The 11,378-nt window shown below is 62.9% G+C and carries 16 protein-coding genes; 9 read left to right on the forward strand and 7 right to left on the reverse strand.

Going from position 1 to position 11,378, the window contains the following annotated elements; translation table 11 throughout:
- Positions 1-158: 158 nt before the first annotated feature.
- Positions 159-551: a hypothetical protein gene (locus TUZN_RS05190; protein WP_013679902.1), complete on the reverse strand. Its 393-nt coding sequence runs from the start codon at positions 549-551 to the stop codon at positions 159-161.
- Positions 541-1,494: a cytochrome c biogenesis protein CcsA gene (gene ccsA / locus TUZN_RS05195; RefSeq protein WP_013679903.1), complete on the reverse strand. Its 954-nt coding sequence runs from the start codon at positions 1,492-1,494 to the stop codon at positions 541-543. The genes TUZN_RS05190 and ccsA (TUZN_RS05195) overlap by 11 nt, the downstream gene beginning before the upstream one ends.
- 36 nt (positions 1,495-1,530) lie before the next feature.
- On the opposite strand from ccsA (TUZN_RS05195), the gene ccsA (TUZN_RS05200) reads away from it, so the two are divergent.
- Genes ccsA (TUZN_RS05200) through TUZN_RS05235 form a run of 8 tightly spaced genes read left to right on the forward strand, consistent with a single transcriptional unit; the run spans position 1,531 to position 6,506 of the window.
- Positions 1,531-3,654, forward strand: a complete 2,124-nt coding sequence (ccsA, locus tag TUZN_RS05200; protein WP_013679904.1) for a cytochrome c biogenesis protein CcsA — start codon at positions 1,531-1,533, stop codon at positions 3,652-3,654.
- Positions 3,636-4,229 (forward strand): ATP-binding cassette domain-containing protein, encoded by a 594-nt coding sequence (locus tag TUZN_RS05205; protein WP_013679905.1) that lies wholly within the window; start codon positions 3,636-3,638, stop codon positions 4,227-4,229. The genes ccsA (TUZN_RS05200) and TUZN_RS05205 overlap by 19 nt, the downstream gene beginning before the upstream one ends.
- A complete protein-coding gene (locus TUZN_RS05210; protein ID WP_013679906.1) occupies positions 4,223-4,783 on the forward strand; it encodes a hypothetical protein in 561 nt (186 codons plus the stop codon). Before TUZN_RS05205 ends, TUZN_RS05210 begins: the two co-directional genes overlap by 7 nt.
- Positions 4,784-4,820: 37 nt before the next feature.
- Positions 4,821-5,267, forward strand: a complete 447-nt coding sequence (locus tag TUZN_RS05215) for a NifB/NifX family molybdenum-iron cluster-binding protein (protein ID WP_013679907.1) — start codon at positions 4,821-4,823, stop codon at positions 5,265-5,267.
- Positions 5,268-5,321: 54 nt separating this feature from the next.
- Positions 5,322-5,693 (forward strand): SRPBCC domain-containing protein, encoded by a 372-nt coding sequence (locus tag TUZN_RS05220; RefSeq protein ID WP_013679908.1) that lies wholly within the window; start codon positions 5,322-5,324, stop codon positions 5,691-5,693.
- A gap of 53 nt (positions 5,694-5,746) precedes the next feature.
- Complete coding sequence (locus tag TUZN_RS05225; RefSeq protein WP_013679909.1) at positions 5,747-5,974, forward strand: sulfurtransferase TusA family protein; 228 nt, start codon at positions 5,747-5,749, stop codon at positions 5,972-5,974.
- Entirely contained in the window at positions 5,971-6,207 is a 237-nt protein-coding gene (locus TUZN_RS05230) for a hypothetical protein (protein ID WP_013679910.1), read from the forward strand. Before TUZN_RS05225 ends, TUZN_RS05230 begins: the two co-directional genes overlap by 4 nt.
- Positions 6,204-6,506, forward strand: a complete 303-nt coding sequence (locus TUZN_RS05235; RefSeq protein WP_013679911.1) for a hypothetical protein — start codon at positions 6,204-6,206, stop codon at positions 6,504-6,506. The genes TUZN_RS05230 and TUZN_RS05235 overlap by 4 nt, the downstream gene beginning before the upstream one ends.
- Here TUZN_RS05235 and bluB read toward each other — a convergent pair.
- Genes bluB through TUZN_RS05260 form a run of 5 tightly spaced genes read right to left on the reverse strand, consistent with a single transcriptional unit; the run spans position 6,503 to position 10,263 of the window.
- The gene (gene bluB, locus TUZN_RS05240) at positions 6,503-7,168 is read right to left on the reverse strand and encodes a 5,6-dimethylbenzimidazole synthase (protein ID WP_013679912.1); all 666 of its coding nucleotides are present in this window, start codon (positions 7,166-7,168) and stop codon (positions 6,503-6,505) included. The two genes, TUZN_RS05235 and bluB, sit on opposite strands and share 4 nt — an antisense overlap.
- Before the next feature lie 39 nt (positions 7,169-7,207).
- Entirely contained in the window at positions 7,208-8,386 is a 1,179-nt protein-coding gene (locus tag TUZN_RS05245) for a YncE family protein (protein WP_013679913.1), read from the reverse strand.
- The gene (locus tag TUZN_RS05250; RefSeq protein WP_013679914.1) at positions 8,386-9,639 is read right to left on the reverse strand and encodes a YeeE/YedE thiosulfate transporter family protein; all 1,254 of its coding nucleotides are present in this window, start codon (positions 9,637-9,639) and stop codon (positions 8,386-8,388) included. The genes TUZN_RS05245 and TUZN_RS05250 overlap by 1 nt, the downstream gene beginning before the upstream one ends.
- 2 nt (positions 9,640-9,641) lie before the next feature.
- Positions 9,642-10,016, reverse strand: a complete 375-nt coding sequence (locus TUZN_RS05255) for a DsrE family protein (RefSeq protein WP_013679915.1) — start codon at positions 10,014-10,016, stop codon at positions 9,642-9,644.
- 1 nt (position 10,017) lies between these two features.
- Positions 10,018-10,263: a sulfurtransferase TusA family protein gene (locus TUZN_RS05260; protein WP_013679916.1), complete on the reverse strand. Its 246-nt coding sequence runs from the start codon at positions 10,261-10,263 to the stop codon at positions 10,018-10,020.
- Between the two features lie 92 nt (positions 10,264-10,355).
- On the opposite strand from TUZN_RS05260, the gene TUZN_RS05265 reads away from it, so the two are divergent.
- The gene (locus tag TUZN_RS05265; protein ID WP_013679917.1) at positions 10,356-11,378 is read left to right on the forward strand and encodes a hypothetical protein; all 1,023 of its coding nucleotides are present in this window, start codon (positions 10,356-10,358) and stop codon (positions 11,376-11,378) included.

An 11,378-nucleotide genomic window follows, 5' to 3' on the forward strand; every position in this document is an offset into this window, starting at 1 on the left:
ACAAGTTTTAACAGATTTATAAGCTTTTCCATTATTGCCCGATATTCCGTAGTTTATATCAAAATTGGTACCTAAATAGTTTTAATTATTCTATTAATATTATAATATAATTATTTTTAAAAACTAACAATATTTAAGCCTTATATCAATGTGATCTATTATGTATTTGCCGCCGGCTGGGCATATGCGGAGTGGCAACCTCTGAGGACCGCCGAGACTACGATCGTGTCGTTTCCGGGCAGATATAGCCCCCTCACGACGACCACAGACTCGAAGCTGGACGGCGTGACGGGGCCGTAGAGGGCGTACAGCGTGGTCTTGTTTATCAACGCCGTCACGGCAAATCCGTTATCTCCGACAAGCCGCAATACGACGTATTTAGAGCCTATGTCCACGGCCGCCACCTTGCCGGACACGGTGACGTAGGCCGGCTCCTTGATCTGCGCCAGCCGCGAGACGTCCAATATACCCGCGTTGGATATGAGCGCCAGCAACGCGCCAGCGAGCGCCAACGCAGCAATGGCCGCCGCCGAGACGGCCTTAAAGTTCATGCCGCCCCGACACGGACAGCGCCAGTATCGCGGCGCCGGCTATCAACACGTTGACGGCCACGGACCAATGGACGACGATGGCGCCGTTGGGAGCAACCAGATGGCCTACTAAGGTCGACGTCCCGTTGACGAAAAGAGGCCTTAGATCCACCCTAGACAGCGGCACCGAGAGGACGCCCCCGGAGGTGTTCATGACCACGACGTTCCCCGCCAAACTGGCTCCGTACACGACGTAGACGGGCTGTAGGTACTGGGCGCCTATCACCGCGGCTACAGACGCGGCGATTGCGAGCGATAGGTAGGCGATCGGCTTGGGCACTCTGGCGCCCGCTATATACAGAGCGAGTAGGGATAGGGCCAGCGCCATGGAGACGTCTAACAGCCTGGCGATCGGCTCACCTAGGGCCTCGACTGCCGTGCCTGTCGCCGGGTGGAGGGCCGGGAATATCGACGGGGCTATCAGGACAACGGGCACCGACGCAAAGGCGACGGTCGCGTAGAACGCAGATATGGACATTGACCTGTCAGGGTCCTCGACGGAGCGTTTGACGACGAGGTATATCGAGTACAGGACAGCCATGGCCAGAACAGACAGCTGGCGGGGATCGCCCGAGAATGCAGAGCCCCACGACGTCGCGGCCCAGGCCGTGCCGCCGACGAAGCTGGCCCACGAGAGGGCCGCCGCGGCCTTGGCGGATCTGTCCAACAACGCGAAGTACCGGGCCTTCTTCTTCCCCAGATATATCAGGCCGAAGAGGAACGCGAGGAGGCCGGACAAGAGCGCGGCGGTGGACAGAGGGACGTGGACGTAGATGCTCCTATACGCCGTGGAATCTCCTAGAGGCACCAGGGCGGGGAAGGGGCCGGCGAGCGCGGCCCAGCCCGACAACGAGACGAAGGCCAGCGCTAGGGCCGACGCTGTGTAGTCCTTGAGCGAGGCCATGCCATAGTTTTTAACTTCCAATAAAAATTTACTTCTATGAAGCCTATATTGGCAACAATTAGTAACAGATACTTCCCGGCCGCCGCAGGCGCGTCCGCAGCAGCGGTTTGGGCTTACTACCTGGCCCAGTTCGCGGCGCTGAATTTCGGGCTACTGGACGTCTACGCAAATACGTCCCTCGGGATGCCGCTGTACTACCGGCTCGCGGCCTCGCTGGCCAACGTGGGCGGCGTCCTGCTCTACATCGGCGCCGTGCTCGGCATCCTCGGCGCCGCGTCCCGCAACGCCCGTCTATCCGCGGCGGCCTTAGGCTACGCCGCGTTGGCTGTGGCCGTCGGCGCCTTCGCCCGCACCGACTTGGCGCCGCCGGGGATAGGCCTCAACCCCCTGCTCAGGAGCCCGTGGGCCCTCCCCCACCCCCTCGCCGTCCTGACGGGCTATGCTCTGCTAATAGCGGCGGTGGCCGACCCTAGGCTGCGCGATCTCTACGTCAAGGCCGCTTGGACCTCGTTGAGTCTGGGCCTCCTCCTCGGGGCCTACTGGTCCTACACCACATTCGGCTGGGGCGGATACTGGGAGTGGGACCCCGTCGAGACGGGCATATTCCTGACTTGGCTGTTGGCGCTGGCCAGAATCCACTGGAGGTCCGACGGCCCGCTGTACGCCGCGGCGGGCGCCGAGCTGTTGACCATGGCCATAACCTACGGAGGCGTCTCGCCTCTCCACTCCTTCGTGGGGATCTCCGACGTGAGCCTGGGCCTGGCGGCGGCATCCGCCGCGTTCCTGGCACTATCCGTGCAGTCGGCCTTGAGGCGGGCACCGGACGGCTTGGTCCAGGCAGGGGGAGCGCTGATGTACGGGGCCGGGCTCTACGTCTACGCTACCCTGCTGGCCCCCATGGCCGCGCGCCTATTCGGCTTACAGGCGTCCGTGCCCTCCGGCAACTCGGCTATCGGCATATACCACGCCGTGCTCGTGCCTGCCACAGCCGCTGTGCTGGTCGGCATCACGTGGCGGTGGCTGGGGAGGCAGGCCGCCCTATTGTGGACCGCCGTATCTATCGCGGCGGGCGCGGCGCTCAGCCTGGCCCATCCGTGGTCGCCAGCAAGCTCCGCCGCGTCTAACATAGCCATATACGCCTTGGTCTTCCTGTCGGCCGGAGCCCTAGTAGCCTCGGCGGCCGCCGCAAGGGAAAGAGGGCCGCTCCTAGCCGCCGTGCACGCCTCCTTCGCTGTGCTGGTCGCCGCGATAGCCCTAAGCGCCCCTTACGCCTACCATATGTCCTATTCCGAGTTCTTCGAGGCGAAGCCCGGACAGATGTACCTCGTGAAGATCGGCAACGAAATAGCGCCGTTTTCTCTATCGGTGGCGGGCGCGTCGGGCCCTAGAGAGCTGGTGTCTATCCCGCCCTACTTGGCCCGGTACATCTCCGGCGACATCGCGACGGCGGCTGGGGCGGCTACCGCTCTGAGGAGCCGGCTCCGCTTCGAGCTCGTCTACCTCAACGGGACACCCTACGTCGTCGCGTTCGGCGACTTGGCCGACGGGCCGCACTACGTGGGCGGGGTGCCTCTATACGTCTACAACGTGACCCGTACCCCGTACGGCGATCTCGTCGTGGGGCTGGTCGACCTCGGCGGCGCCGCGGTGGAGTTGCCGGGCCCGCTGGGCGTGTTGAGCGGGCTGCTGGCGTGTCGGCCCAACGCGACCACTTACAACTCCTACGACATATACCTCCGGGTATACGTCGGCGGGCGCGAGGCGACCGCCGTCGTGAAGTACGACGCGTCCGGCGAGCTGAAGCTCATTAGAGGGCTGGTCCCGGGCGTCGCGCTCGTGGGGGACTGGCTCGACGACTACTACGTCGCAGTGAGCCCCGGCGGCCTGGCCTACGACAACGCGGTGTTCCCCTACCCGTTGCTTCAGCTGGCCAAGTACGATCTGCGCAGTTGCCTCCCCCTAGGCGCCGCCGCGTTGTTGTCCGCCTACTTCGGCGCGCCTCTGAACTCCACCCAGATCGATTCGCTACTGGCGGCCAACGCCGTTGCGGACAGCTACGTTGTTATGGTGAAGAAGGTGCCCCTCGTCAACCTGGTCTGGGCTTCCGGCTCCGCGCTGGTGGCCCTCTCGGCCCTGTCGCTATGGCGCCGCCGGGCGTAGAGCTACGCGACGTCTGGAAGAGGTACAGGTCCTGGGTGTTGAGGGGCGTGACGCTGGAGGTGTCGGGGAGAGTCTTGGTCTGGGGCCCCAACGGCTCGGGCAAATCGACCTTGATAAGGATCGCCGCCGGGCTCACGCCGCCCAGCCGAGGGGAGGTCCTCGCGAGGACTAGGCCGGGCGTCGCCCTGCAGTCCAGCTTCCTGCACCCCGACCTAACCCTCGAGGAGAATCTGAAGTTCTTCGCGAAGGCCGTCGGCTGCGGGCTGATCGAGCCCGCGTTTAGGCTGGGCCTAGGGCCCTACATGGGGCGCCGCGTCTCCGAGCTGAGCTTCGGCTGGCGCCGGAGGGCCGACCTAGCCGCCGCTCTGCTGTGCGAGCCGGACGTCCTACTGCTGGACGAGCCTTTGTTGGGGCTCGACGCCTCCGGGGCGGCCGCCGTCGTCGAGGCCGTCCTCGGCCACGGCGGCGACGCGTTGATCACGGCGTCTGATCCCTGCAGATACTCCTCGATGAGGTTCGACGCAGTCTACACGCTGAGGGACGGGAAGCTGGTCGAGGAGGAGGCCCCATGTTGATATACATAGAGAGGGAGCTGAAGCTCCTCTTGAGGGACGCGGGGTCCATAGCCGCCGTCGTGTTGTTGGCCTTCGCAGTGGCGGCCGCGTTCTCCGGGTCGAGCTACTGGAGGGGGCTAGTGGCCAACACCTTGATCGCCTCGCCGGTGATCGGGTACATTTCGGTCATACGCGAGGAGGAGGCGGGCACTCTGGACGGGCTCAGGCTTCTGGCCAGCAGGCGCAAGGTCTTGGCGGCTAAGCTGACGGCGTCGCTGGTTGTCGTGGCCTTATCCAACGCGGCCTACACGGCGGCGCATATGCTGATAGGCGGAGGCCCCGCGGACCCGCTTGCGTTGGCCGTGGCGACCTATTACGGGGCCGTCGTATCGACCATATCGGCCGCCGTCGCGCTCGGCGCCCGGGCGAGGCCCATGCTAACGGCGGTGGTGAGCTCCGGGCTGTATCTGGGTTTCGCGCTCGCGTACGCCGACGGCCCCGACGCGCCCGCCTCGGCCGCCGCATCGGCTGTCCTGACCGCCATACTCCTCTCGTTCGGCGACGAGGTGCTCTAGTTCTAGAACGAATATATACCGGAAACGGGTTCTTTACATGGAGCTGAAGATAGCGATCGCGGCGGCGCCTGAAGGCGTCGTCTTCCCCGGCCACTTCGCGCACGCCCCTATCTACAAGATCTACAAATACAAGGACGGCGCGTTGAGCCCCATCGAGGAGCGGAGGAACCCGCTGGGCAGTGTGCCCGACGCAGACGCCGGGCACGGGATATCCGCCATGAACTCCCACTTCCAGGGCGAGAGCCCGTCGGGCAATATCCCCATGCACGGGCTGGCCAAATATAAATGGCTTAGAGAGCGCGTGCTCCCCGACGTGGACGTGGTCATAGCCGGCGGCGCGTGCCAGACCAGCTACCGCTACTTCACGTCTGAGGGCGTGAAGATCCTCTTCACGGACCCCGTCGAGATAGAGGCCTTGGTGAACTACGTCTCGGCCAACCCCAAGGACTTCGAGGAGGCGCTTGAGCAGGCCGGCAACGCCTAAACTCCTCTTTTCCCTCCCTCTGTAAGACTTATATCGATATGTCGACAGCAGAGGGTGGACCTATACTTCGAGGGCTATTTAGACGGGCCCCCGACAAGATCGCTGGAGGAGATAATGAGGTGCGCCGGCTGGAGGCCCGTGAAGGCGGAGGGCGGCTGGACGGTATTCGAGGTGGACTCCGATATACCTCTGTTGAGGCGCGCCTATCTGAAGGTGAGGGAGAGAGGGCCCTGGAGCTTCGAGGGTGAGGGATACGCGCTGGGGAGCAGGCTGGAGTTCTCCCTAGACCTCTCCCGCTCCGGCGAAAGGGTGAGGTGGGTCTTCAGGGGGAGGCAGAGCGGCCTCGTGGATCTGTTAGGCCGGGGCTTCGTCGAGGCCGTCGCCCGGAGCCTCGCCGACAGGCTGGCCAAGTGTTGCAGGGGCTGACCTTCTCCCGTCCGGCGTTAATAATCCTTAAATCGCCTCGGCTCCGGCCGGCTGTGGAGGTCAAGACGGTCAAGATAAGCGGGGCCCACTGCCTGGGGCCCGTGGAGCTGAGGAAGGCCATATCAGACGTGCCGGTGGGCGGCTACCTCGAGGTAATAACCGACGACGCGTGCGCCAGGGAGGACATACCGGCCTGGTGTAGGTTCACCAAGAACGAGCTAGTGGAGTTCCAAGAACTGGGCGGGGGCTGGATGAGGTTCTTGATAAGGCGTACTCGGTGATCTGCGCGCTGGTCCTGACGCCGGATCCGGCCGCGCTGGGAGTGCTGGAGTTGCTCAAGCCCGACTACGTCTTCTTGGCATATAGAGGGCGCGCACTGGCCGAGGCCGCGCGCCGTCTCGGCGACGTGCGCATATGCACGTATCTGCCGGGGGAGGTGCCTCCGGGCTTCAAGGCCGCAGGCCCGCTCTCGTTCCTGGAGGCATGCAGGGGGAAGCCGGCAATAGTCTTGTGATAAGGGTGCGCGTGGCCGACGCGGCCAAGTGCGTGGAGGATCGCGTGCTCGATATTGTCTGCACCTGCAATCTGAGCGCCCTCGCCATATCCGAGTCGGGGACCGTCGTGTTGCCGCGTAGGTTCTCCGGCAGATCGCTGAAAGAGGTGGAGGGGGAGCTCTGCGGCAGATGTCTGGAGGTGGCCGACGGCGTGAGGTCGTACCTGCTGGCCTTCCTGACGCTGAGGATGGGCCTCGAGGAGCTGGCCAAGCTGGTGGCGGCCATGTGCGGCGGCTCTGTGGAGACGCCGAATGGCTAGAGCTTAACAGCTCTGAGCTCCTCCAGCAGATCCGCCGGCGGCCTTCTGCCGAACTCGTCGACGTAGACCAAGGCGTCTAGGGGGAGTCTGGACAGCCACCCCTTCTCCTCAAGCTCCGGGCGCTCCGGGAAGCGCGTGACGTAGCCCAGAGTCAGATACGCCACGAGGTCGACGTGTTGGGGTATGCCCAGTATCCTCTTCACGTCGTCCTTGTGGAAGAAGCTGACCCAACCGACGCCTATGCCCTCGGCGACGGCCGCCAGCCACAGATTGCCCACCGCCAGGACTGCGCTGTACTGGCAGAGCTCCGGCATTGTGGTTCTGCCCAGCACGTGGGGCCCGAAGCGGGTAGGGTCGCACGTGACGGCTAGGTTGACGGGGGTGTCCAGTATGGCCTCCACCTTTATGTTGTCGAAGATCTGCCTACGTCTCTCGTCGAGCAGGGAGCGGAAGCGTTCCCTCTCCCTCTCCACGAGCTCCTTGATCATCCGCCTCTTCTCCAAGTCGTAGACCAATATAAAGTTCCAAGGTTGCGAGAAGCCGACGGAGGGGGCTAGATGGGCCGCCATCAACAACTTGGCCAGGACCCGCGGCGGGATCGGATCGCTCCTGTAGTAGCTCCTGACATCCCTCCGTTTCTTTATGGCGTCGTAGAGATCCATGGATATGGGAACGGATTATAAGTTATCGGGCCTGGACAATTAGGGGGCCATATCGCCGCAAGCCAATACCGGCGGGTATAAGTCGGTGTAGTTGTACTCTATATTGGGTTTGACAAACCGCTCGATTGCCTTAGCCGTCGCGGAGTCCACGAAGATGACCGTGTGCGGGTACGCCATATGGGTCTTGTACTCCGCCACAACCTTGAGGGTGTCGACGTCTAGAACGTAGACGGAGCGTCCCAATATGTCCGTAACGTACACCTCGCTACAGTCCGGGTTGGCGAACACGCCCCAGGGGGCCTTGCCGAGCTTCAATACGGCTATGGGCTTGAGCCCAGGCGCCTGGAGGACGTACACGGAGCCCTCCATCGGCGAGGTGGCGAACAGCTTCCCGCGGCAGACGGCGAGGCCCGGCAAGCCGGGCGGAGGGGCTGACGTGGGGAAGTACGCGAGGACTTGGCCGCGCGAGTTCATCTCCACCAGCAAAGACATGGCGTCTATGTCGACCGGCGAAAGCCTATAGCCGGGCTCTATCGGGTGGCCCTCGCCGTATATGTATACGCCGTCGGTGGTCAACATGTGGAACGAGAGAAAGACGTACCGCAGAGCCTCGTGGGAGTTGACGTAGGGAGGCCAGAAGGCCAGCACGGGCACTCTCAGTGACCTGCCCCCGACCATCACCACTAGGTACGGCTCGCGCATCAGCGGCGCCACGACGTCGCCGTTGAGGTATATCGGCGCGTGTGGGTAGAGGCCGACGGGGACGCACTTCCCCAGAACCTCGTTGTAGAGATCCAGCGGGCATAGATAGCCCTTCCTGTCCCCGAAGTCGGAGACCGCGAGCCACAACACGCCGCCCTCCACAGGCGCTACGTCGGGGGAGTAGTACAGGAAGTGGCTCACGTTGCCCGGCGCCTCTATTATCGCCGAGGGGCGGCTCAAGTCGCCCAATTCGTATATGTATATCCACCGCCCCACCTCCGGCGTCGTCACCACCAGCCGTCCGCCCCAGAGGAAGCCGTCGTACATGGTGAAGTTGGGCAACGCGCCGTTGAGCGCAACGCCGCCGACGTACTTCCCGTCCACGTATAGCTCTAGGCTGGGCGGGCCGCCGCCCAGGATCACGAACGTGTCGGGCTTGTCGGGCCGACCCAAGAGCGACGAGGCCAGGGCTACTAGGGACAGCGCGAGGGCGATTGGCAAAAGCCAACGGGACATTACCTGAGCTTGACGGCGCGCAGGAGGCCTAGCCTTATTGTGGGGGCCGCCGCCAGGCGGCGCAGAGTCCCGTCGCGCCAGCTGCCCACCAAGCCTATGAACAACGCCACGGAGTAGGCGGCGGCCGCGCCGGCCGCCAGATTGCCGCCGAAGAGATCTTGAAAGCGCAGGACCGGGCTCAGGTATATGGACGTCGTGAAGAAGAAGGGCCAGACGTACGACAGGACCACCATGCCGGAGACCATGCCGAACCAGGCTATCAAGTGGGGTATGCTGCCCTCCCCGCTCCTGTAGGCGCTACTGAAGCTACAGCCTGCCACCAACACCATGCCGATCCCGAACAAGGCCCCTCCGACAAACGTGTGCGCGCCTACCGGGAACAGAAACTCCCTGTACTGCCACCCCAGGCCGTATTTCAGTATCAGGTTTCCAGTTATCATTATAGACAGCGCTATGGCCACCGCCCTGGCGTTGCCGCCGTACGGCGCCAGCCGCGACCAGAAGCCGTCCCTCAACATCGAGGTGAAGCATATCTCGCCCTTAGAGCCGGCGAAGCCGTAGCCTATCCCAAGCAATAGAAACGCTATGGCGGTCACGACTCCCAGCAGCCACCAGTATAGAGCAGTTACGAGCGTCATGGCCAAGGCGAATACCAGGACCTTGCGGTTGTCCACGCGGTTGCCCAGCTCTATCCTTATCGGCTTGGATCTGCCCATTAGGCCCATCAGATATTCCTCTATCAGCTTGGTCCCTATAAAGCTGCCGACCACCATCCCCAAGAAGAACACAAAGCCGGAGAACACGAGGCTCTGGATAGTCGCCACGAAGTTGCCTATGTTGCAACCCAACGCCAGCCTGGCGCCGAAGCCCAACATGAGGCCTCCGACGACCGACAAGACCACCGTGGCGCGGTTCGCCGGCCATCTGAGCCGCCACTGGCCCTCCAGCGCCTTGGCTATCATCGCGCCTAGCATGAAGCCCCACACTATCATGAACTCCTTATTCCTCGGGTCCCAAGGAGGCGCCGCCGGCGCGACGAACATGGGCGAGTTGGGGTTGAAGTAGGCCCACTGGCCCGTCTTGAGGAGCCCTCCGCTCAAGACGTTGTACAGCCAGCCTCCGAACTGGTTTTCGGGCCCCGTGATGTACCAAGGACTCCTCACCACGATTATCTGCAACACGGCTATGACGCCTATCACGGCGCCGGCGATCTCGGGCTTCCAGGGCTTTTTCAAGAAGTCGGGGACCCCCATACTCAGAACGTGACGATCCTCCCGTCCCCCACCTCCTCGAGGAAGGTGTACATGGAGGACACCGCGTCGACCAGCCCCAGCGCCTTGTAGTCGTCCTCAGATACGCCGAAGATCCTCCCCGCCGTCTCGCACGCTATGATCTTCAGCCCCATGGGCTTCGCCGCGGCGAACAGCTCCTGCCACGTCACGTGTAGCTCCCTCATCGTCTTGAGCTCCGGCGACTCGGGCCAGTTGCTCCGCCCGGCCAAGGCCAGCACCGCTCTGCCCGTGGCGAAGACAAGGACCTCGTTGCCTCTCGCCAGCTCTGTAGCTATGTACGTGCCGGCTTCGTAGAGCTTTACGGGATCCTCAGACGTTATTATCACGCCTACCTTCATACTATAGAACTATGGTTATCTCCCACACGCCTCCCTTGGCGTCCACCGACACCGACTTGGCGCCCGCCTTCTGGGCCACGGACTTTATGTTCTCTATAGACGGCGGGTTGTCTATTATGACCCTCAACGTGCTGCCCTTCGGCAACTTCGACAAGGCCTGCGACGTGTACATCTGTGGATACGGGCAGACGTAGCCCTTGAGATCCAGCTCGTAGGAGTTGTCCCCGGTCCTCCTAATCGAAGGCATGGGGGACGTCCGCCGAGTTAATAAAAGTCTTATTAATCATGTAAATGTTAACAGTATTAATAATGTTTTAAAAAACGTGTAGCCCCGGGGCCATGTCGGAGGAAATTCCCCTGGGCGCTCCCGAGGGAGGCGGCAGGCGCGTCTTGTTCCTTGCTTTGGGCATCGCCATAGGCCTCGCGGCCGGCGTCGGGCTGGGCTACTGGGCCAAATACCAGACTCTCCAGTACGCATACAGCCTCTTGTCGCAGTCGCAACCTCCGCCCATGGATATCTACCTCGTCGCGTATTCGCCCGGCCAGATGGCCATTCTGACGGCCGCAGGCACTCCCATACTCCAGCAACGTCTCGGCTTGACGGGGCATTTCAGCTACGCGGGTAGCTACGGGCCCTACTCGATCTTCCTCTCAAACGGCACAATCTACGTGTTCAACGGGACCGAGGAGTACACTGAGCTCTACCTAAAGGGGGTCGAGAAGGGTGTGGTCGTGGGCAACAGCCTATACGTGGTGGCCGCCGGCGGCGTCTACAAGCTCTCGTTGCCCGACCTATCGAATGAGGGCTTCCTCGCCGTCAAGGACGCCGACGATATCTACGCGATACCCGGCGAGGGCGTCCTCTACGTCCTCACGCCGAACAGCCTCGTGGAGCTGGACGGTGCTCTGCGGCCGTTGGCCATATACGACGTGGGCGGCGATAGGGTGTTCGTGGGCGCCTACTACCTCTTCATCGCCAACGGCGCGTCCGTGACCTCCTACAGCCGGACGACCTTGGATAGGCTGGCCTCGACGAGCTTGGCGGGGACTGTCAGGGACATGAGGGCCTGCCGCGGGGTGTTGCTCGTGGCGACCAGCAGAGGGCTCTACGCCTTGAGCGTGCCCGGGCTCTCCGAGCTCAAGTTCCTCAACGTGACCGGCAACGAGCTGGAGGCCGACCCCTCGTGCACTGTCGTTTACCTAGCGGGGGACCACAGGCTCTACGCGATAACTGTGCCGTCGCTGTCGATTAGCTCGGCCGACCTCCCCGCGCCGCTCGACGGCTTGGAGATCCGCGCCGGCGCCTTGACCGCACAGCCGGCCTCGGCGCCGCGCCAGATAGCGCTGGCGTGCGGAGGGTAG

This window comes from Thermoproteus uzoniensis 768-20 (assembly GCF_000193375.1).
Classification (GTDB): Archaea; Thermoproteota; Thermoprotei; order Thermoproteales; family Thermoproteaceae; genus Thermoproteus; species Thermoproteus uzoniensis_A.

Excerpts from the sequence above, each read along its gene's own strand:
- TUZN_RS05265 (WP_013679917.1), top strand. The coding sequence starts at position 10,356 with ATGTCGGAGGAAATTCCCCTGGGCGCTCCCGAGGGAGGCGGCAGGCGC.
- TUZN_RS05255 (WP_013679915.1), bottom strand. The coding sequence starts at position 10,016 with ATGAAGGTAGGCGTGATAATAACGTCTGAGGATCCCGTAAAGCTCTAC.
- TUZN_RS05205 (WP_013679905.1), top strand. The coding sequence starts at position 3,636 with ATGGCGCCGCCGGGCGTAGAGCTACGCGACGTCTGGAAGAGGTACAGG.
- TUZN_RS05215 (WP_013679907.1), top strand. The coding sequence starts at position 4,821 with ATGGAGCTGAAGATAGCGATCGCGGCGGCGCCTGAAGGCGTCGTCTTC.
- TUZN_RS05190 (WP_013679902.1), bottom strand. The coding sequence starts at position 551 with ATGAACTTTAAGGCCGTCTCGGCGGCGGCCATTGCTGCGTTGGCGCTC.
- bluB (WP_013679912.1), bottom strand. The coding sequence starts at position 7,168 with ATGGATCTCTACGACGCCATAAAGAAACGGAGGGATGTCAGGAGCTAC.
- TUZN_RS05250 (WP_013679914.1), bottom strand. The coding sequence starts at position 9,639 with ATGGGGGTCCCCGACTTCTTGAAAAAGCCCTGGAAGCCCGAGATCGCC.
- ccsA (WP_013679904.1), top strand. The coding sequence starts at position 1,531 with ATGAAGCCTATATTGGCAACAATTAGTAACAGATACTTCCCGGCCGCC.
- TUZN_RS05260 (WP_013679916.1), bottom strand. The coding sequence starts at position 10,263 with ATGCCTTCGATTAGGAGGACCGGGGACAACTCCTACGAGCTGGATCTC.
- ccsA (WP_013679903.1), bottom strand. The coding sequence starts at position 1,494 with ATGGCCTCGCTCAAGGACTACACAGCGTCGGCCCTAGCGCTGGCCTTC.
- TUZN_RS05245 (WP_013679913.1), bottom strand. The coding sequence starts at position 8,386 with ATGTCCCGTTGGCTTTTGCCAATCGCCCTCGCGCTGTCCCTAGTAGCC.
- TUZN_RS05210 (WP_013679906.1), top strand. The coding sequence starts at position 4,223 with ATGTTGATATACATAGAGAGGGAGCTGAAGCTCCTCTTGAGGGACGCG.